We start from the raw sequence: 20,775 nt of genomic DNA on the forward strand, positions 1-20,775 counted from the left end.
CGTCAGTAGACCCAATAACCGGCGAGCAGCAGGCTCAGAGTACAAAAGCTTGTTTCAATGGCACCTCCACTCTTGAGCGACCAACCAGGAAGGCGAAAGCGCTGTTTGAGTGGCCAGAACAGGGGAATGCCTGCTGGGGTTAGCCAGTCGCCAAGCAAGTGGCTCAGATAACCAATGATGAGTGCGTCTTTAACCGCGAGAGGCACACTACCCGCCATGAGATCGCTATTGAGTCCCAATATGCATAATGCGACCGCCAGCAAACTGTGCGTGAAGCCTCGATGGCCTGTCATGCGGGAGAGGGGGATGGATATCCAGCGTAGCCTCTGGCCCAGTAGCGAGTTGGGGTGATCCAGATCAGGCAGCAGCGAACTGGCCAGGGCGGCAAGCACCGTCTGGGCTAGATTGGCATCGGCCAGGGCTGGCGTGAGCGGTAGCTTGTGGGCGAGCAGGGCGCAGGTGACGGAGAAAATCAGGTGCCCTTGGGCTGTCATGGTAACCGGGATGCGAGTTGAGCGGCGGCGCATCTTAGCAGCTTAGAAGTGCTTGTCGGCAACTATTTGAAACCAGAGGGTTTTCAGGTCACCAAATGCTCGAATCATGACCCATGGCGAGCCGATTTCTGCTTTGCCTCGCCAGCTGTGGTGTGATGAGCCCGATATGGTTGGCAGAATTGCCCATGGCTGACATGACTCTGTCAGCCGAGTCGCCCCTTCTGCAACCACCGGTCGAGGGCATTGGCGAAGTTCTGTTTGTCTGCTTGGTTGAAAGGTGCAGGACCACCGGTCTGAACCCCAGCCGATCGCAGTTCTTCCATCAGATTACGCATGCCGAGACGGGCCTTGATGGTCTCCTTGGTATAGATCTCTCCGCGCGGATTGAGCGCCTCGCCACCGGCATCTATGACCCAGGAGGCCAAGGGGATATCCCCGGTGATCACCAGATCTCCCGGTACAACCTGCTGGGCGATGACGTGATCCGCCACATCAAAACCCTGCTCCACTTGCTGGGTCTTGATATAGGGAGAGGGGGGGACCCTCAGTCCCTGATTGGCGACCAGGGTGGTGAGCATCTTGGCGCGATGGGCGGCGCGGTAGAGGATCTCCTTGACCGGAGTGGGGCAGGCGTCGGCATCGACCCAGATGGGCATGGTTTGATATCCAGAATATGAAGGTGCCCCATCTTATCATGGCTTGGGGCAAAGCTGAGTCGGGGCCAGCTTTGGTGTAAGCTGGGCGACTGTCGCCGTGCTGTGGCTGAGGCGAACAAATGTCATCCAGCGTAATGAGAGGAGGTGTCGTGGATCTGGTACCCAATGATTTCATCTATGGTCTGACCCTGGACGGTAAGGGTGGCCAGCATCCGTTAGATGCAGGCGCCGAGTTGCCGGCCCAGCAACCGAGCTGGCTGCACCTGGATTACGGCAACCCGGAGGCGGCCCGCTGGTTGCTGCAGACTCCATTGCTGGGAGATGCGGCCCGCGAGGCACTGCTTGGCCAGAGCAACAGACCCAAGTTGGTGCGGATGGGGGAGACAGTGCTGCTGATCCTGCGCGGCATCAACCACAACCAGAATCACAAGCCCGAAGAGATGGTGGCCCTGCGTATCTTCATTACCCCGGATCTCATCATCAGCAGCCGCCGTCGTCCTCTTTTGTCGGAGAAGGATGTATTCGAGCAGCTGCAGCTGGGCGGTGGGCCGGATAACCCGGCCGATTGGCTGGTGGAGATCTGCGATGCCCTGACCGATCGCGCCGGTGAGTTCGTCGAAGAGCTGCACGATCAGATCCTGGCGCTGGAGGAGCAGGTGCTGGAACGGGAGCTGCCGACCAATGGAAAGCTTGCCCGCATTCGCAAGCAGCTGATCATGATCCGCCGTTACCTCTCTCCGCAACGGGACCTCATTGCGCGTCTCGCCAGCGAGAAGATCAGTTGGTTCGACGAGGACGACAGGCGCCGTCTGCTCGACATCGCCGACCGCTTGCGGCGTTGGCTGGATGATCTGGATGCGGGGGTCGCCCGCACCGGTGTGCTGGCGGACGAGATCAACAACATGGTGGCGGAGGCGACCAACCGTCGCGCCTATCAGATGTCGGTGATGGCGCTCCTGTTTCTCCCCGCCAGCTTCCTGACGGGCTTGTTCGGCATAAATCTGGGCGGTATGCCGGGAGCCGGGAGTCCGCTTGCCTTCTGGGTGTTTTGCGCCTCCCTGACCAGCCTGGCCGTCGTGCTCGCCCTCTGGCTCAAGCATCGGCACTGGTGGTGACCATGACGCTTTGGCAATCTTTCGGGCTGACTCTGCTGGTGTTGCTGGCTCATGGTCTGATCCGACGCATCATCAGACGCAGCCTGCGGGTGCTCGGACGCACCAAGCAGGTTAGCGAGAGCCGGGTCGGCTACGTCGAGCATGTGTTTCACTTCCTGCTTGGCAGCGCGACCCTGCTGGTACTGGCCGGAGTCTGGGGTCTCGATTTTTCCCGGTTGGTGGTACTTGCCTCCTCCTTCTTCGCAGTACTCGGGGTCGCCATGGTGGCCCAGTGGTCGATTCTCTCCAATATCACCGCCAGCATCACCATCTTTTTCGCCTTCCCGTACCGGATCGGGGACAGGATCCGCATTCTCGACAAGGATGATTCCGTCACCGGTGTCATCCTCGAGATAGGACTTTTCTATGTGCAGGTGCGCGACGATCATGGCGATCTGGTCACCTATCCGGCCAATCTGTTCCTGCAAAGACCGGTGCGCAGACTGGAATCCTCCGCGCCTCCCGACGTGCCGAGCCAGCCAGAATAGGGGCTGTGCCCCTTCGCTATAACTTGAGAGGCTAACAAGAAGACCCCGCCATGGCGGGGTCTTTGTTATCAGGGGTTGAGTGTTTGGGTCAGCGCTCAAAGAAGTGATAGAGGTGCTCGACCTGGATAGGGCAATCGGCCACTTTGTGGATATGGTCCCGTGCTTCGTCTACCGTGCCGAAACTGAGCGGCAAGCCGAAGCTGTCGGTCAGTTCAAACAGGCGTCCTCCCTCCCCGCGAAATTCGACGATCCAGCCAGGCAGCATGGCATCGTGCACTATTTCTGCCTCCTGTATCCCTTGCTGCCGATAGATCTGGCGTAGTTCATTGACTGTCATACCGACCTCCTCCTGCTCGAAGCGGTGTCATGACAAGTCTAGTCCTTGCCAGGGCTGGCCTCGGTTTTGGCGACATTTTCTTTGGGGGGTTGCAGCGCAATGATCAGCTCACCTGGCCCCGGTGCTACCGAGCCCGTCACCACCTGGGTGTGCTGTCTGGCATCCATGATGAACAGGGGGATGGCGCCGGGGTTGGCGGCCTGATAGGCAACCCAGTCGAAGGTTTCGGAGAGGCGGGTCGCCTTGATCTGGCCACCCCGGGCCAGCAGACCGCTCAGGCGGGCGAAGTTGACGTCACTGCCAAACAGCACCTGGCGGGCCCGGAAGGTGGCGCTCTCACGGTTGGCCTTGCCATGGACATCGCTCGAGCGCAGCGAATAGATCTTATCCTCGCCAAACTGGTGGGAGAAGTGCAGCACGCCCAGGGCATTGTTGTGGCGATTGGGCGAGAGGGCCAACACGGTGCTGATGCTGGTGAGCGGCAGGTGCAGCTCGGCATGTTCGGACTGGGGGTTGCCGAAGTAGCAGGGCAGGTTGCTCATGCGAGCCAGCTTGCAGTGTTCCCAGGCGGGATCCGACAGATAGACGGGGACGCCCTGATCCGCCAGCGCCTTGCCGATGGCGCGCGCCACCGAGTTGGCCCCGATCAGCAGCCAGGTATTGGGGGTGGGCTGACGCATGCCGAGCAGGCCGGCCAGCGGCGCTGAGGTGAGGCTCTGCAACACTACGGTCGAGATGATGACGGCGAACACCAGGGGAACCAGCTTACCCGCATCCGGGATCCCGGCTTCACTGAGGCTAATGGCAAAAGAGGCGCTGACCGCCGCGGCGACTATGCCCCGCGGGGCTATCCAGCTGAGCAGGGCCTTGGCTCGCCAAGGCAGGCTGGAGTTATGGGTCGAGACCAGGATGCAGAGCGGGCGGGCCACGAACTGCACCACGCACAGCAAGACAAGTACCATGGGACCCAGTTGCCACAACTGGGCCAGATCGAGACGGGCCGCCAGCAAAATGAACAGGGAAGAGATAAGGATAACGGCGAGGTCCTCCTTGAAGGTCAGCACCTCTTCCAGATCCAGACCATCCTGGTTGGCAAGCCAGATACCAAAAACCGTCACCGCCAGCAGGCCAGACTCATGGCTGAGCCAGTCAGACAGGGTAAAGGTGGCGAGTACCAGGGCCAGCACCCCGAACTTGTGCAGGCTGACCGGCAGCCAGTCTTTGCGGATGATGAGGGTCGTGATCCAGCCTGCGGCGACCCCGATGAAGGAGCCTATGCCGACGGTTTTGGCCAGGGCCCAGAGGGTATGGGTCACCATCTCTTCCTGGCTGCCGAGCAGTACAGCTTCGAAGATCAGTACCGCGAACAGAGCGCCGATGGGATCGATGACGATCCCCTCCCAGCGCAGTATCTTGTCTATCTCCTTGACCGGGCGGATGACGTTGAGCATGGGGGCCACCACAGTCGGTCCCGTCACCACCAGCACGGCGCCGAGCACCATGGCCACCCGCCAATCCAGGCCGAGCAGGAAGTAGCTGGCGGCGCCTATCACCGCAAAGCTGGTCAGCATGCCGATGGAGCAGAGGTTGCGCACCACCTTGCCGATGCCCTTGAGCTCGGCAAGATGCAGGGTCAGTGCCCCTTCAAACAAGATGACGGCTACCGACAGCGAGACCAGGGGAAACAGCAGGTCTCCCAGCAGCAGATCCGGATTGAGCACGCCGGTCACCGGGCCGAGCAGCAGCCCGGTCAACAGTAAAAACAGAATGGCGGGGACCCGCAGGGCCCAGGCCAGCCATTGGGCCAGCAAGGAGATCAGCGCGATCCCCGCTAACGAAAGTGCGGTCATGGCTACCTCATAAAGGGAGTAGAAAGAGCAGGCTTGGATGTATTGCTGTCAGCCTGACACCCTAGCTCGATTGAGACAAGTAGGCTAGCCGCAAGAGGGGCATTCGGGGGAGCGAAATCGGGGTTAAATGGGACTTTCTTTGTGGAGCTCGCCGACGCAGTGGGCGACGGCCAGCACCAGCGAAGATCGCACCATCTGGTCCTGACGGGCGAGTTGCATCTGATAGAAGGTCCAATCCTCTTCCGAGGCGGGTGGCTCCAGCTCCATGAGACCGGCGCGGTTGATGCCATGCAGTCGATCGAGCAGATCGCGCACCGGTTTGTCACTGAATCGGTAGTCTTTGGGGTCGCGCACCAGAAAATCGCGGATTTTCAGGTAAACGTCTATGTCCTGATAGAGCTCGAGAGAGACCAGGCCGAGGGCGAAAATGAGCTTGAGGCGCACCTCTATCTGGCCCAAGGGGCCACTCTGGTTGAGCAAGGGCTCGATGGCGTATTTGACGGCATACTCTTCCTGGCGAAAGGCGCGCCGCATCAGGGAGTCCACGGCCTCTTCCAGGATGGTGACGACTTCGAGGAAGAAGCCGCGGGGGCCATCCTGCTCGTTGAGTCGTTCCAGTACATCATCTTCCTGGTGTGTGGTCATAAATCAGTCGGGTCCAGCTAGTCATGAGCAGGGAGGGGGGATCCCCTCCCTGTGAGTCCGGTTAGAGTGCCTGGTAGCGGGCCGTGATGGCCGCGACCAGCGGATTGGCCGGGTCCAGGCCGGTCACCTGTACCAGTGTGGTCGCCACCCCATTCGTCTCAATGGCGGCCTGCAACTCGACCGCCTGGGGATCCTCTGCGTTGCGGTAATGCAGGGCGGCGGCTATGCCTTCCTGCAATCCCTCATTGGGCAGGTCGTATTCCAGGGTGCCGAGCAGCGGTTTGATGAGCCGATCCTGGGCCCCCAGCTTGCGCAGTGGCTGGCGCCCGACCCGGTCGACCTCGTCAACCAGATAGGGATTGGCGAAACGGGCCAGGATCTTCTCGATGTAGGCGGCGTGCAGTCGGGGATCGAAGCCGTAGCGCTTGACCAGTACGGCGCCGCTCTCCTCCATGGCCCGGCGCACCTTGCTGCGGATCACCGGATCCTCTATGGCATCGCGTATGGTCTGGTAGCCCATCAGCTTGCCGAGGTAGGCGGTGATGCTGTGCCCCGTGTTGAGGGTAAACAGCTTGCGTTCGACGAAGGCCATCAGATTATCCGTGGTCTCCATGCCCGCCACCAGGGGCAGGGCACCCTTGAATTGGGTCTGGTCGACAATCCACTCGCTGAAGCTCTCTACTGTGACTTCCAGGGGGTCATCGTTGGCCGCGGCAGGCGGCACTATGCGATCCACCGCCGAATCAACGAAACCGACACAGGATTCGAGGGTGGCATGATACTCGAGCGGCAGGTACTTGAGTACCTCCTGCTTGAGGTGAGTGGTGCCGCGCACCATGTTCTCGCAGGCGATGACGTTGAGGGGGTTGAGATTGCCCGCCACGAAGCGAGCCTGCAAGCCTTTGGCCAGGGTGCTGGCGATCTTGTCCAGTATGTTGGGACCCACCGCCGTGGTGACCAGATCGGCGGTGATGATACGGGCAATCACCTCGGGGCCTGCGGAGCTGACCGCCGCTACATTGCGTACCACATCCAGCTTCTGATCCGCCCCCACCACATGCACCTTGTACTCCTGGCTGTGGTTTAGCTGATCTATCAGCGTTTCGTTGACGTCGGCGAAAGTGACCTGATGGTTGGCGTCGGCAAGCAGTTTACCGATGAAGCCACGACCGATATTACCGGCACCAAAATGCAATGTTTTCATGAAATTAACCTCTTTAACCAATGATGTGAGCAGGTTCAGGCAGCTTGTTCGCCACCGAGCAAGTCCAGAAACTCCTGAGGATCCTGGGTACTGGCCAGTCGGTCGATAAGACCGGGCTCATCCAGCGCATTGGTCAGGCGGGTTATCACCTGAATGTGTTCGTCGTTGCGGGCCGCGATGCCAATCACCAGGCGGGCCACCTCATCGGCCGCCTCGCCGAAGGCGACGCCGGTCGGGTACTGGCAGATGACGATGCCGGTACGGATCACCTTCTCCTTGGCGGCTATGGTGCCGTGGGGCACGGCAATCGACTCGCCAAGGTAGGTGGAGACCAGCTGTTCACGCTCCAGCATGGCATCCACATAGCTGGCTTCGACATAGCCCCGTTCGGCCAGCAGGGCTCCGGCGGCCTTGATGGCGGCCTCTTTGCTGTCGGCCATGAGGCCGAGCTGGATATCCTGGCGACTCAAGGTGAACACCTGGGGATCCTGCTGTTCATAGCTGTCATCGTTGGCCGCAACCAGCAGGGGGGGGCGAGCCACATCGTCGTTGGCAGCCTGGGTCAGGCTCAGCTCCTGCACCATGGCTTGATAGAGGCCGTTGTCGAGGAAGTTGGTCAGGGATATATGGCGTGCATTCGGTGCGTGGCGACGAGCCCGCTCGGTCAGGTCCTGGTGGGTAATGACCCAGTCCACCTGATCGTCGAGCTGGTCGATGGCACGATTGGTGACGCTGATGTCGAGGCCAGCGGCCTGCACCCGTTTGCGCAGCATGCCGGCACCCATGGCGCTGGAACCCATGCCCGCATCGCAAGCAACCACGATGTTGCGTACTGCCAGCAGTTCACCACCCGGTTTTTTGGCGGCGACAGTGTCGTTTTTGCCACCCTTCATGGCTTTCATCTTGCGAGTGGCTTCACCCAGGGCATCGGCCTCGTCGGCTTCCGGTTGCTGGGCACGGACGAAGATGGCGGCAACCAGGAAGGAGACCAGGGTTGCGCTGATGATGGAGAGGGCGACCCCGATCAGGGAGGCTTTCGGCGTCATCAACAGCACGGCGAAGATGGAACCCGGTGAGGCGGGGGAGACCAGACCTGCGTTGAACAGGGTCAGGGTGAAGACCCCTGTCATGCCACCGGCGATCACCGCCAGGATGAGGCGTGGGTTCATCAGTACGTAGGGGAAGTAGATTTCGTGAATACCGCCGAAGAAGTGAATGATGGAGGCACCGGCGGCAGACTGCTTGGCCGCGCCACGGCCAAATACCATGTAAGCGAGCAGTACGCCCATGCCTGGGCCCGGGTTTGCTTCGATCAGGAAGAAGATGGACTGGCCATGCTCGGTTGCCTGCTGAATGCCCAGCGGCGAGAAGATACCGTGATTGATGGCGTTGTTGAGGAAGAGGATCTTGGCCGGTTCAACGAAGATGGAGGTGAGCGGCAGCATGTGGTTTTCCACCAGGAAACCCACCCCACCGGCCAGTACGCCAGAGAGCACCTTGACGAAGGGGCCGATCACGAAGAAGGCGAGGATGGCGAGCAGCATGCCGATGATGCCGGCGGAGAAGTTGTTGACCAACATCTCGAAACCGCTCTTGACGCGGCCTTCCATCGCCTTGTCGAAACGCTTGATGACCCAGCCACCGAGCGGGCCGACCATCATGGCCCCCATGAACATGGGGATGTCGGTACCGACGATGACACCCATGGTGGTGATGGCGCCGACTACGCCGCCCCGCTCACCGCCCATCAGCTTGCCGCCGGTATAGCCAATCAGCAGCGGCAGCAGGTAGGTGATCATGGGGCCAACCAGCTTGGCCAGTGTCTCACTGGGCAGCCAGCCGGTGGGAATGAAGAGGGCGGTAATAAAGCCCCAGGCGATGAAAGCGCCTATATTGGGCATGACCATATTGGACAGGAAGCGTCCAAAATTCTGTATCTTGACTTTGGTATCCGGTGATAACATGACGGCACCCCGTTTTGAGCCTGTGTGATTAAAAGTGGTAGTCGGGATAACGGGTTTTGCCGAACCCTCATCCCTGTCGTCTAAGCAACTTCAATCTACCACTTCATTATCAGACTGGGCTGGAAACGGGGTGTCTTGTGATGTTTGTCACATATACCTGGCCTACCCCCCACCATTTGTAGTGATTCAGGTCACATCTTTTCGCCGTATCTTGGCGACATTTCGATCTTTCCTGCCAAAATTGCCCATCAATTGAGATCTGGGTCACTTTATTTGGTTTGCGCAAACCCCTTGTCAATGTGATGCGTGTCTCATCTTGGTAATTTGTATCCAATTGAGGCAATGCCTGTGCTGGGATTTATAATGATCTCACCGATGAATAAAGCGAAATTAGGCATTAATAATCAATGAATCAGTTATTTTGTAACCCACTTTCAGGTTCTCATCGCTGACCGTCAGTCAAGCCAGTCTGGTATTGGCAAGCCACTTGAGTCTTTTTTTGGGCCGTTCAGTGCCCTGCTCAGCGAGCACGCGCGCCGGGAGGACGGCCTCCCTTCGACTCTGTGTGTCGGGTTAGTCACACAGTGGCCGACCCTTGATCCCCCTTTGTCTCATCCATAAAAAAAGCCCGCAGAAGTTGCGGGCTTTTTGCATCGAGCGGCAGGGTTTTGGCTTATTCCGCCTTGGGGGCCGCTTCGGCAGGGGCCTCGGTGCTCTCGGCTACCGGGGCTTGCGGGGCTGGGCCCGGGACCAACGCCACCGCCGGTTTGGCAATGAGGGAGCGGGTCTCTTCCACCGCTTCGGTCAACTTGACCTCGATAACCTGGCCCAGCTCATAGACCACCTCTGTCTTGTCGAGATAGACGCGGCTGTTGTCCCAGCTGCACTCCAGCCTCTCCTTGTTGTCGAGGATATGACGGGCGGGCATGAAGACCACGGCGCCATTCTCCTGCAACCTGAGCTTGAGACCGGCGCGCATCACGTCGATGATCTCGCCGTTGAAGATCTGATCGGTGCCAGCGGCGCTCTGCAGGAAGCGGACATAGAGCCAGTCGCCGATACCGCGCTCCACCATGCGGTGCAGACGACGGCAAGCGGTCAGGTGCTCGGTCAGTTCCAGACTGGGACGCGGACCCGGTGCCTTGCCGGCGATCACCGCCTTGAGCAGGCGGTGGTTGACCATGTCGCCGTACTTGCGAATTGGCGAAGTCCAGGTGGCATAGGCATCCAGACCCAGGCCGTAGTGAGCGCCCGGTTCGGCGGACATCAGAGCATAGCTCTGGAAGCGGCGGATCTTGCCATCCAGCCAGCGGGTGTCCAGGTTGTCTATCCAGCGGCGCAGGGCGCAGAAACCGGTGAGGCTGGCGATCTCTTCCTTCTCGAAGGGGGCATCGGCAGTCTTGAGCAGCTCCATGGCACCATCGAGGGACTCTTCATCGAAACCTGTATGGACGTTGAAGATGCCGTAGCCAACCTGCTTGCCCAGCACGCGACCGGCGCAGATGTTGGCAGCGATCATTGACTCTTCCACCATACGATTGGCGATGCGGCGCGGCTCGACGTGGATGGCCAGTACGGCCCCATTCTCACCCAGCTCGAAGTCGTAATCTGGGCGGTCCGGGAACACCAGGGCGTGCTCGGTACGCCAGGCGATACGGGCTTCGGTCATGGCTTTCATCAGCGGCAGCTGGGCCATTACGCCGGCGTCTATGGTCAGTTCCTTGCCATGTTCGGCCCAGTCGGAGACGTCGTCATAGCTGAGGCGGGCATGGGAGATGATGCGGGCGGCGAAGAACTCGGTCTCTTCCAGCAGCAGGCCATCTTCGGCAATGAGCAGGCGTGCGCACAGGGTGTTGCGCTCCTCGCCCTCTTTCAGGGAGCAGAGCTCATCGGAGAGGGTGCGCGGTATCATGGGCACGTTACGGCCCGGCATGTAGACGGTGAAGGCACGCTTGGCGGCCTCCAGGTCCAGCTCGCTGCCTTCGGCCACATAGGCGGTCGGATCGGCGATAGCGACCAGCAGTTCCCAGCCGTTGTCCAGTTTGCGGATGGCCAGGGCGTCATCCATGTCCTTGGTCTTGGCGCCATCGATGGTGAAGAAGGGTACCTGAGTCAGATCGGTACGCGGCAGCTCTTCCTCTTCAATGACCTTCCACTCGGGCAGATCAGCCGGCTCTATCTGGGCCAGGCTGTGACGGGCCAATACCACCCACCAAGGCACATTGTGATCGTCCTGGTCGGCGATGAGCTCGGTAATTTCGGCGGAGAAGTTGCCATCGGCCAGGGCATGGCGCTTAAGGGTGGCGACCACCCAGTCCCCTTCCTTGAATGACTTCTCATCCAGTCCCTTCTTGGCACGAGCCTTGATGGCATCCTTGATGAGGGGGTGATCCGGTACCACATTGAGGCGGTCGCGGAACATCTTGACGCGGCCGACGAAGCGGGTCACCGCCTGCTCCAGCAGGGCATCCGGCTCGGCGACCTCCTTCTCTTTTTCGGTGCGGATCAGGGCACTCACGCGATCCCCGTGCATCACCTTCTTCATGTAGGGGGGCGGCACGAAGTAGCTGGTCTTCTCATCCACCTCCAGGAAGCCAAATCCCCGATCGGAGGCGCGGATCACCCCTTCTTTCTTGGGGATGTTTTCGCGGATCTGTTGTTTGAGCTGGGCCAGCAAGGGATTGTCTTGGAACATATGTGAGGAACCTGAGTGAAAACCTGATGAAGAATCGCCCAGCACTATACGTTTTTCACCCCGCAAAGCCAAGGCGACTGGGCTGATCCCCCGGCCGCTGAGGGTTCGCTGGGCTCAACTCAGCGCAGCCTGCCCCTGGCTTATCAGACGCTGGGAGATCTGTTTGTGCAGGCCTCGTTCCAGCAGCCAGCGGTGCCAGTAGAGGGTCTCTATCAGGTGACGGTCCGGGCAGAGATCCAGCAAACGGCCGGACTGGAGCTGGGCGCGGATCTGCAATTCGGGGATGAGACAGTAGGCCAGCCCCTGCTCCGCCATGGCGACGAAGGCCTCGGAAGAGTGGACTATGTGGCATGGGTAGCCACCGGGCTCAAGACCAAATTCACGACGCAAGAAACTGATGTGCATGTCATCCCGGGGATCGAAGGCCACTCCGGGAGCCTTGGCCAGTGCTTGCGGGGTGAGGCCCTCTGGAAAGTGGCGGGCCATGAAGGCGGGGCTGGCGGTCAAGACGTAACACATCTGGCCGAGCTCATCGACGCTGCAGCCAGGCAGTGGCTGCGGGTGCAGGCTGACGGCACCGAATGCCTGACCCTCGCGCACCTTGTCCAGGGTGCGGCTCTCATCATCGACCAACAGGTTGAGTTCGATGGGAAATCTTTCCAGCAGAGGGGCCAGGGCCGGTAGAAACCAGGTGGCCAGGCTGTCGGCATTGACCGCAATGCTGATGCGGATCGGTGCCTGGGGGCTGGCAGGGGCCAGTTCGCTGCTCAGTTCCTGCTCGAGCTGGCGTACCTGGCGGTAGTGGGCCAGCAGTTTTTGCCCCAGTGGCGTCGCCTGTAGCGGCTGACTACGGATGATGAGGGGCTCGGCAAATTGCTGTTCGAGCTGCTTGATGCGCTGGGAGATGGCGGACTGGGTCAAGTGCAGGCGCTGGGCGGCACGATCGAAGTTCTGTTCCTGCATCACGGCATCCAGGGCCAGCAGCAACTTGTAATCCAGAGCCTTCATCAATATCCCTTATCAATATGACTATTCAGAAGTCACTCTACTCTGGGTGCCGAAGGGGAGGCAAGGCGGCCCGGACGTTCGGCCATGCATTATCGCTGCCGCATTAAACACTGTTAAAAGTGACAGTAGCCGCAAGGGATCCAAAGGACGATACTCCATCACGTCCGTTTCTGCGTGGGGTGGGATCGGACTAGCGTGAGTGCTTTATCCCGGGATCTTCCCGGGATTTTTTATGGGGTAAGGGGAGACAGCTCCGCCATGGTCTGTGTAGTGACCGCGTAGCGGGCGCGCGACGGCGGCGGCGAACCGTTCATCGAGCAGGAAACGGATGCCGACACCGCGCACCGCCCCCAGATCAACGGCTTGCCGATGGCCGAGTCGCTCAATTGGCAGGCCCAGTCGACGAAAGATGCGCTCGACCGGCAGACTGACCACGGCGATAAGCTCACGGATCTGGTGGGCGAGGGCGAAGGCATACACCTCGCGAAAGATGACGCAGGTGAGTTCGCTGACACCGTTGTCGAGACGCGGAGCCCGGTTGGCGTCGATGGCGAGCCGGGTCAGCTCCCAGACATCCTGATGGCGAGGTGGGGCCTCGCCGGCGAGGGCGGTGGGGAAGATGGTGGGCAGCATGTAATCCTGGGCACAGCTGAGCAGGCGGATACAGCCACATAGCCCCTGTTCGTCTTCGATCAGAACCCAATGAGTATCCGGACCATCGAAGTTATCTCGCTCCAGGCCGGAGTGGGATTCTACATCCCAACCGAGTCTTTCGTGGAAAACGCGGTTTCTAAAGCAATAAAGGGAATTTTCTACGGTTTTATCCCAATGACGATTCAGTTTTCCCTTGAAAACACGCATTCTGCTCACTCCATATCCAGGAAGGGCGTTATACTCACGGACTCGGGAAGGGGACGAAAATGAAACAGGCTCAGCTGCTGGAATACCTTGAACTGTTCACTCGGGTCACGGATGGTGATCAACTGTCTGAGCTGATTGGACGTTTCGCGCTCGGTATGGGCTATGACTATTATCGCTTCGCGCTGATCCTGCCGATGTCGATGCAGCGTCCCAAGGTGGTGCTGTTCAACCGCTGCCCCGACTCCTGGATCCAGGCCTACACGGCCCAGCATATGTTGGCGCGGGATCCCATCATCCAGCTGGCTCGCCACCAGACGCTGCCCATCTACTGGAACCAGCTCGACGAGAAGGTGCGTTTTCTGCAAGCGGGTAGCCTCGATGTCATGAGTCTGGCTGCCGAGTTCGGTCTGCGCAACGGCATCTCCTTTCCCCTTCACGGCCCTACCGGCGAGAGTGGCATTCTCTCTTTCATCACTCGGGAGCGGGCTTCCAGCGATCTGTTGCTGGAGTCTTCCCCCGTGCTCTCCTGGATGTCGACCTACATTTTCGATGCGGCGTTGCGCACCGTGCGACTCGGGTTGCCGGAAGGGGCCGCACAGGAAGTGTTGACGGTACGCGAGACCGAGTGTCTCTCTTGGGCCAGCGAGGGGAAAACGTCCGGCGAAATCGCCAGCATCCTCGGCATCACCGAGCGAACCGTGAATTACCATCTCAATCAGGTGACCCGCAAGACCGGTTCCATCAACCGCTATCAGGCCATCGCCAAGGGCATGAGCAGCGGCATATTGGTGCCCAATCTGGAAGAGGTGGTGGTGACCAATTTTCCGCGTCAGCTGCAGTAACCCGCATCCATCAGGCGTCATCTCTTCATCTTCTCATTGGTGCCCCAGCGGCAGCATTATCGGAAGGGATCTCCTCCTCGACCATTGTCAGATCTAACAATTGACAACCAGAAGCCGATCGTCGTCACGTTCAGGCAGGGTTCCGGTCATTAAATTTTCGAATTAATGAGAAATTTAATGAATTTCTCTTAAATCATCCCATCTCGCATACTGCCGCCATCTTCACTGAGAGACGTTGAACCCATGATGGCGACCAGCTTGCAGGGCTTTGTGTTAGGCCTTGCCATGATAATTCCAATCGGAGCCCAGAATGCCTTTGTGCTGAGTCGGGGCATCCACCGCAACCATCACCTGCTGACGGCGACACTCTGCTGTCTGTGCGATCTCATCTTGATCGGGATAGGGGTGTTTGGTGGCGCCAACCTGCTGGCGGCCAATCCTCTCGGTCTGGCGTTACTGACCTGGGGTGGCGTGCTGTTTCTTGGCTGGTTCGGCCTGCGCTCCCTGCGCAGCGCCTGGCGTGGGCAGGGGGCCACATTGGCGGACTCCTCCCAGCTGATGGGGGTCAAGAGCGTATTGACCATGACCCTGGGTGTTACCTTGCTTAATCCCCACGTCTATCTGGACACGCTCATGTTGCTCGGCTCCCTCGGCAGTCAGTTTGCCGAGCCGTTGCGGCCCGCCTTTGCGGTCGGAGCCATGCTGGCCTCTCTCGTCTGGTTTTATGGCCTGGCATATGGTGCGGCGGCGCTCTCTCCTTGGCTTGCCCGGGGAAAGGTACAGCAGGGTATCGATCTGCTGGTCGGCCTCATCATGCTGGGTCTGGCATTGCAACTGGCAAGCGGCGCGCTGAACGGCGCATGAGACAAAGGGGAGCTGCGCGTATAAAAAAGCCCTCTCATGGAGGGCTTTTTGTTGGGCAAATGATCAGGGCACCACGGCGGCGTTGACGCTGCCATTGCCCTGGGTCAGTCGCACCTTGGCACCAGGTTGGAAGCTGGGATCAGCCTTTTGCACCACGACTATGCTGCTGCCGTTGTCCTGCTTGATCTCCAGTTCGACGCCATCCACCTGATTGAGCTTGTCACCGGCGGCCTTGCCCGCAGCGGCACCCGCGATGGCACCCCCGGCGGCGGCTAGGCTGCGCCCGGTACCGCCGCCTATGGTACTACCGAGCAGACCACCGACGACGCCGCCGCCTATGGTGCCCAGGATGGAATTCTCTTCGGCCTGGATCTTGACCGGGCGGGTAGAGACTATGGTGCCGTAGCTGACGGTCTGCACCTGCTTGGCTCTGTCTTTGGTATAGACATCGCCAGAATAAACATCGCTGTTGGCGCAACCGGTGACAGCGGCGGCCAGCAGGGCGATGAGGATCAGTCGTTGCAACATAATGGTTCTCCTGAACTTGACTACAAATTAGGCACCAGGGGTCACTCTACCCCTCTCTTCGCCATGATGGCACCCTCAAAGTGTAACCAAGTATGTTGTATCCAAGCTGGCTCACCCAGAGGTCTTAGCGGCTATGTTGCATACCTCGGTCAGACCCTGACGGATCACGTCTACTCCCTGTCTTGGAGAGGCGGGACGATCAACTCATGTTCGAGCAGGCATCTGTCCTCTCCCGGACCGAAGTAGGCTGGCTCCAGCGTCAGTTCACGATAGCCCAGCCGCTCATAGAGGCGCCGGGCCGGATTCACCGGATCGACGGTCAGTCGTACCTGCAGGCAGCCTTGTGCCCTCAGTGCCAGCTCCAGCTTGCGTATGATGGCTTCGGCCAGGCCGAGGCCGCGGGCTTGGGGCAGAACCGCCAGGGAGAGCAACCAGCCCTGAGTGCGCTGCTGTCCGACGCCTCCCAAGCCGTAGCCAAGCAGCTGTCCCTCGCGTTCTGCGACCAGCAGCAAGTCGGGCCACAGATCCACGGCTTGGCGAAAGAAGAAGTCGGGGTAGATGGCTTCGCCAAATACCTGGGATTCAATCTGCCAGATGGCATGCATATCGGCCGGGGTGGCAAGTCTGAGAGTCGGTGTCACTGGGGCTCCTGGGGATAGGCGGGCGGAAAATGGTCGGCAAGGGTAGCCCTAGTCAGATCGGGATTCAAGTGGCGGCGACTTGGCTTGTCTATGTGATGGCCGGGTGGCCAGAAACGAAACAGGGCTTTGAGGCCCTGTTTCTGATGATGCTTATTCCATCAAATGAGGTCGGTGGCCTGCTCCAGCCAGGCGAGATCCTCGCCTTCCAGCAAGGGGCTCAAGCGACGATAAACCTCGGCGTGATACTCGTTGATCCAGCGAAACTCGGCCGGGCTCAGCAGGTCGCGGTCGATGAGACGAGTATCGAACGGCACATAGGTCAGTCGTTCGAAGCCCAGCATGTCGAGCTCACCCTGACGGGGCAGTTCGATCACGATCTCCAGGTTCTCGCACCGAATGCCGAACGCATCTTCCCGGTAGTAACCGGGCTCGTTGGAGAGCACCATGCCCGGCATCAGTGGCACCAGGCTGCCCTTGGGGGCAATGCGCTGGGGACCTTCATGCACGCTCAGGAAGTGGCCCACGCCGTGGCCAGTGCCATGGTCGTAGTTATAACCGGCCTGCCAGAGCGGCATGCGAGCCAGCACATCGAGCTGAATGCCCGCGGTGCCGCGTGGGAAGCGGGCCTGATCCAGGGCGATGTGGCCTTGCAGTACGCGGGTGAACATGGCCCTGTGCTCTTCGGTCACCTCACCCACCTTGACGGTGCGGGTGATGTCGGTGGTACCGTCCAGATATTGAGCACCCGAGTCGACCAGATAGATGGCATCCTGGCCGAAGGTACGCGGCACCCCGTTGGTGTGGCGGTAGTGGCACATGGCGGCGTTGGGGCCGAGCGCCGATATGGTGTCGAAGCTGGGCTCGACATAGTGCTGTTGTTCTTTGCGAAACGCTTCCAGCTGATCGGCAAGGCTAGCTTCATCGACCCCGTCGAACTCACCTGAGAGGATCAGGCGATCCAGCCAGGCGAGGAAACGGGAGACGGCCACGCCATCGCGCAGGTGGGCGGCGCGCATCCCCGTCAGCTCAGTCTCGTTCTTGCAGGCCTTGGGCAGCATAGTGGGATCTTGACCTGCGACCAGAATGGCACCCGCCTCTTCCATGGTCAGCTGGGTCCAGGCGTTGGCGGTGTTGGGATCGGCCAGGACCTTCTGCTGATCTTCACCGATGCGCTTGAGCAGGGCGCCCAACTTGTCGGTGGGATAGACGGAGACATCTTGACCCACGTGTTGGCTGAAGGCGATGCAGTCGAGCTTGTCGGTATCGACGAAGAAATCCATGCTGGCGTTGGCATAGAGCACGCCAAACCCCAGTACCACGGGCAGGCGCTCGACATCGCGACCGCGCAGGTTGAGCAGCCAGTTGATGGGCTCGGCCTGGGTCAGCAGCACGGCGTCCAGACCACGTTTGCGCAGATCGCTCGCCAGCTGCTCGCGCTTGGCCTGGCTGGACTGCCCGGCCAACTCTTCGCTGTAGAACATGATGGGGTGCTTGCCGGGGGCGGGACGGTCCAGCCAGTGCTGATCGATGGGGTTGTCGGTCACGGCAACCAGTGTGATACCGCGTTCGCTGAGCTGGGCATTGGCATGCTGGTACCAGGTCAGGCTGTGCAGACGGGGGTCGAAGCCGACTCTGGCGCCCGGTTCAAGCTGTTCCGTCAACCAGCTGACATGGGGATCCTCATTGAGGTGCAGGAAGTTGAATACGTGGGCCGGGGTCTGCATGCGGGCCTGCACCGTATAGCGGCCATCGACGAAGAGCGCCGCTTGCTGGGCCAGGATAATGGCCAGACCCGCGGAGCCATTGAAGCCGGTCAGCCAGTCCAGGCGCTCGGCATGGGCCGGAATGTATTCGCCCAGATGTTCGTCATCGTGGGGCACGATGAAAGCGTCCAGTTCCTGCTGGGCCAGGGTGGTCCGGATTTGGGCGACGCGGGTTTCAATGATCTCGAAATGGTTCATGTCGTAATTGCCAGATAGTTGTTCGATGAGAGTGTTCAGCCGGGCTGACCACGGCTGAGTATCTGTCCGATGGACAGGCCTGCCGCCTGTATGTGCTGCTTGAGCAGAACGGCAGCCTCGTGTTTGCGCCTCGCCCGGCACAGGGCCAGCAGTTCGGCGTGTTCGCGCTCCGCCTTGTCTATGCCTCCTTGGGCAAACAGCAGCTCGAAGCGCACGTAACGGTCGCAACTCAGATTGATTTGGGCGATCAGCTCCATTGCCTGGGGGCGATTGGCGGCCTGATAAAGGGTGGCATGGAAGCTGTGATTGAGCTGGGCCCAATGTTCGACCCGGGTTCCTGACTCGAGTGCGGCATCGAACTGATCGAGAATGGCCTGGGCGTTGACGAAGGTCTCCTCCGTCATCAGATCGACGGCGTGAAACAGGGTATCGGCTTCCAGCAGGGCTCGCAAATAAAAGAGCTCGGCCACCGATCCGCTATCGAGTTGGGTGACCACGGCACCACGATGGGGTTCGAACTTGACCAGCCCCTGAGCCTCCAGCTGCATCAAGGCCTCACGCACCGGTATGCGACTGACCGCCAGCTCCTTGGCGATGGCGTCCTGGCGCAAGGGGGCGCCGGCCGGGAAGTCTCCGCGCAGTATCCTGGCTCTGAGGTTATCCATCACCATCTGGGTGCGGGTCTTGTAGGTGGGACTCATTGTTGCGTCATGGGGCAGGTTGCAAAATTGTATATTGTATAAAGTTTGGCTGAATCTAACGCGCTCGCGCCGGCAAGGCAAGGCGGTACTGAGTCGATTGCCGGATGTTGGCCAAAAAAAAACCGGCCAGCAGAGCTGGCCGGTTGGCAGTAAGGGGCGGCTGTTACAGCTGCGGACCTGCGGCTACCAGCTGTTTGCCTTCGTCGTTATCGGTGAAACGTTCGAAGTTCTTGATGAAGCGCTGAGCCAGATCCTGAGCCTTGGCATCCCACTCTGCCTTGTCGGCGTAAGTGTCACGGGGATCAAGGATGGTCGGGTTCACGCCGGGCAGTGCGGTCGGCACTTCCAGATTGAAGATGGGCAGTACCTTGGTCTGCGCCTTCTCGATGGAGCCATCCAGGATGGCGTCGATGATGGCGCGGGTATCCTTGATGGAGATGCGTTTGCCGGTGCCGTTCCAACCTGTGTTGACCAGATAGGCTTCGGCGCCAGCCGCTTCCATCCGCTTCACCAGCTCCTGGCCATATTTGGTCGGGTGCAGGCTGAGGAAGGCCGCACCGAAGCAGGAGGAGAAGGTCGGAGTCGGTTCTGTGATGCCGCGCTCGGTACCGGCCAGTTTGGCGGTGAAGCCGGACAGGAAGTGGTACTTGGTCTGCTCCTTGGTCAGTTTGGAAACCGGGGGCAGCACGCCGAAGGCATCGGCAGTCAGGAAGATCACCTTGTTGGCATGACCCGCCTTGGAGACCGGCTTGACTATGTTCTCGATGTGATAGATGGGGTAGGAGACCCGGGTGTTCTCGGTGCGGGAACCATCATCGAAGTCGATGGTGCCGTCCTCGGCCACCGTCACGTTCTCCAGCAGGGCGTCGCGACGGATGGCATTGAAGATGTCCGGCTCGGCCTCCTTGGAGAGCTTGATGGTCTTGGCGTAGCAGCCTCCTTCGAAGTTGAACACGCCATCATCATCCCAGCCGTGCTCATCATCGCCAATCAGCTGACGCTTGGGATCGGTGGAGAGGGTGGTCTTGCCGGTGCCGGAGAGGCCGAAGAAGATGGCCACGTCGCCGTCCTGACCCACGTTGGCGGAGCAGTGCATGGAGGCAATGCCGCGCAGGGGCAGGAAGTAGTTCATCATGGAGAACATACCCTTCTTCATCTCGCCACCGTACCAGGTGCCGCCGATGAGCTGGATCTTCTCGGTGAGGTTGAAGGCGACGAAGTTCTCGGAGTTGAGCCCCTGGGCCTGCCAGTCAGGGTTGGTGCATTTGGCACCATTCATCACTACGAAGTCAGCCTTGAACGTGTTCAGCTCAGCGTCGCTTGGGCGGATGAACATGTTTTTGACGAAGTGTGCCTGCCAGGCCACCTCGGTAATGACGCGCACCGCCAGCCGGGTGTCCGGGTTGGCGCCGCAGTAGCCATCGATGACAAACAGTCGCTTGCCGCTGAGCTGCTTGGTCACCAGGGATTTGAGTTTTGACCAGACTTCGGGGGTTATGGCCTTGTTATCGTTCTTACCCTGGTCAGACCACCATACAGTATCCTGGGTAGTGGCATCTTTGACGATATATTTATCTTTCGGGGAGCGGCCGGTAAAGATGCCGGTATTGACATTGACGGCGCCCAGCTCAGTTACTATTCCACGTTCGAATCCCTCCAGGTCTGGGCGGGTCTCTTCTGCGAAAAGCTGCTCATAGGAGGGGTTACGCAGGATTTCTACGGCATCATGGATACCGTATTGCTCCAGTTGTAACTGTTGGGCCAGGGTGGGTTCTGCCACGATTGTCATTGTATTCTCCTGGGTTCAGAGGTGTGTAGGGTTCTATCTGGCATCAACTCTACCACTTAGGTAGTAGAATTTAGCGACCTTCATCAAACTTTA

At 59.8% G+C, this 20,775-nt stretch carries 19 protein-coding genes; 4 read left to right on the forward strand and 15 right to left on the reverse strand.

Translation table 11 applies throughout. The annotated features are described in order from the left end of the window. Positions 1-2: 2 nt before the first annotated feature. Positions 3-494: a metal-dependent hydrolase gene (locus tag ACSMDR_RS12095; protein ID WP_436469314.1), complete on the reverse strand. Its 492-nt coding sequence runs from the start codon at positions 492-494 to the stop codon at positions 3-5. Between the two features lie 203 nt (positions 495-697). Continuing rightward, on the reverse strand, positions 698-1,150 hold the full coding sequence (locus ACSMDR_RS12100; protein ID WP_005891949.1) for a YaiI/YqxD family protein: 453 nt from the start codon (positions 1,148-1,150) through the stop codon (positions 698-700). Between the two features lie 134 nt (positions 1,151-1,284). On the opposite strand from ACSMDR_RS12100, the gene zntB reads away from it, so the two are divergent. Further along, complete coding sequence (gene zntB / locus ACSMDR_RS12105; RefSeq protein ID WP_040318798.1) at positions 1,285-2,265, forward strand: zinc transporter ZntB; 981 nt, start codon at positions 1,285-1,287, stop codon at positions 2,263-2,265. 2 nt (positions 2,266-2,267) lie between these two features. Then, positions 2,268-2,792, forward strand: coding sequence for a mechanosensitive ion channel domain-containing protein (locus ACSMDR_RS12110; protein ID WP_436468413.1), 525 nt, complete (start codon positions 2,268-2,270; stop codon positions 2,790-2,792). Between the two features lie 88 nt (positions 2,793-2,880). Here ACSMDR_RS12110 and ACSMDR_RS12115 read toward each other — a convergent pair whose 3' ends face one another. From ACSMDR_RS12115 to ACSMDR_RS12150, 8 genes are all read right to left on the reverse strand, one after another. Then, a complete protein-coding gene (locus ACSMDR_RS12115; RefSeq protein ID WP_005891944.1) occupies positions 2,881-3,129 on the reverse strand; it encodes a hypothetical protein in 249 nt (82 codons plus the stop codon). 38 nt (positions 3,130-3,167) lie between these two features. After that, positions 3,168-4,979, reverse strand: coding sequence for a cation:proton antiporter (locus tag ACSMDR_RS12120; RefSeq protein WP_436468414.1), 1,812 nt, complete (start codon positions 4,977-4,979; stop codon positions 3,168-3,170). Positions 4,980-5,102: 123 nt separating this feature from the next. Beyond that, a complete protein-coding gene (locus ACSMDR_RS12125) occupies positions 5,103-5,624 on the reverse strand; it encodes an MltR family transcriptional regulator (protein ID WP_005891940.1) in 522 nt (173 codons plus the stop codon). A gap of 61 nt (positions 5,625-5,685) precedes the next feature. Next, the gene (locus tag ACSMDR_RS12130) at positions 5,686-6,828 is read right to left on the reverse strand and encodes a mannitol-1-phosphate 5-dehydrogenase (protein ID WP_005891937.1); all 1,143 of its coding nucleotides are present in this window, start codon (positions 6,826-6,828) and stop codon (positions 5,686-5,688) included. Positions 6,829-6,863: 35 nt separating this feature from the next. Then, a complete protein-coding gene (locus tag ACSMDR_RS12135; protein WP_436468415.1) occupies positions 6,864-8,792 on the reverse strand; it encodes a PTS mannitol transporter subunit IICBA in 1,929 nt (642 codons plus the stop codon). Positions 8,793-9,465: 673 nt separating this feature from the next. Next, positions 9,466-11,487 carry an exoribonuclease II gene (locus tag ACSMDR_RS12140; RefSeq protein WP_436468416.1) on the reverse strand — a complete coding sequence of 674 codons (2,022 nt, stop codon included), beginning with the start codon at positions 11,485-11,487 and terminating at the stop codon, positions 9,466-9,468. A 114-nt stretch (positions 11,488-11,601) separates the two neighbouring features. Further along, positions 11,602-12,495 carry a LysR family transcriptional regulator ArgP gene (locus ACSMDR_RS12145; RefSeq protein ID WP_005891931.1) on the reverse strand — a complete coding sequence of 298 codons (894 nt, stop codon included), beginning with the start codon at positions 12,493-12,495 and terminating at the stop codon, positions 11,602-11,604. 204 nt (positions 12,496-12,699) lie between these two features. Then, positions 12,700-13,356, reverse strand: coding sequence for an acyl-homoserine-lactone synthase (locus ACSMDR_RS12150; RefSeq protein ID WP_436468417.1), 657 nt, complete (start codon positions 13,354-13,356; stop codon positions 12,700-12,702). 59 nt (positions 13,357-13,415) lie between these two features. On the opposite strand from ACSMDR_RS12150, the gene ACSMDR_RS12155 reads away from it, so the two are divergent. Together ACSMDR_RS12155 and lysE are read left to right on the forward strand one after the other, a co-directional pair. Further along, complete coding sequence (locus ACSMDR_RS12155) at positions 13,416-14,198, forward strand: LuxR family transcriptional regulator (protein WP_005891925.1); 783 nt, start codon at positions 13,416-13,418, stop codon at positions 14,196-14,198. A gap of 243 nt (positions 14,199-14,441) precedes the next feature. Beyond that, complete coding sequence (gene lysE / locus ACSMDR_RS12160; RefSeq protein WP_005891922.1) at positions 14,442-15,062, forward strand: L-lysine exporter; 621 nt, start codon at positions 14,442-14,444, stop codon at positions 15,060-15,062. 63 nt (positions 15,063-15,125) lie between these two features. On the opposite strand, the gene ACSMDR_RS12165 is transcribed toward lysE, so the two are convergent. The 5 genes from ACSMDR_RS12165 to pckA all read right to left on the reverse strand — a co-directional run bounded on the left by ACSMDR_RS12165 (position 15,126) and on the right by pckA (position 20,682). Further along, entirely contained in the window at positions 15,126-15,590 is a 465-nt protein-coding gene (locus tag ACSMDR_RS12165; RefSeq protein WP_005891919.1) for an outer membrane lipoprotein, read from the reverse strand. A gap of 170 nt (positions 15,591-15,760) precedes the next feature. Next, entirely contained in the window at positions 15,761-16,195 is a 435-nt protein-coding gene (locus tag ACSMDR_RS12170) for a GNAT family N-acetyltransferase (RefSeq protein WP_436469315.1), read from the reverse strand. A gap of 194 nt (positions 16,196-16,389) precedes the next feature. Further along, on the reverse strand, positions 16,390-18,192 hold the full coding sequence (locus tag ACSMDR_RS12175; protein WP_005891913.1) for an aminopeptidase P family protein: 1,803 nt from the start codon (positions 18,190-18,192) through the stop codon (positions 16,390-16,392). Between the two features lie 35 nt (positions 18,193-18,227). Then, a complete protein-coding gene (locus ACSMDR_RS12180) occupies positions 18,228-18,893 on the reverse strand; it encodes a GntR family transcriptional regulator (RefSeq protein ID WP_005891910.1) in 666 nt (221 codons plus the stop codon). A gap of 163 nt (positions 18,894-19,056) precedes the next feature. Then, positions 19,057-20,682 (reverse strand): phosphoenolpyruvate carboxykinase (ATP), encoded by a 1,626-nt coding sequence (gene pckA / locus ACSMDR_RS12185; RefSeq protein WP_436468418.1) that lies wholly within the window; start codon positions 20,680-20,682, stop codon positions 19,057-19,059. Between the last annotated feature and the right edge of the window lie 93 nt (positions 20,683-20,775).

The organism is Aeromonas molluscorum (assembly GCF_051376105.1).
GTDB classification, from domain to species: domain Bacteria; phylum Pseudomonadota; class Gammaproteobacteria; order Enterobacterales; family Aeromonadaceae; genus Aeromonas; species Aeromonas molluscorum.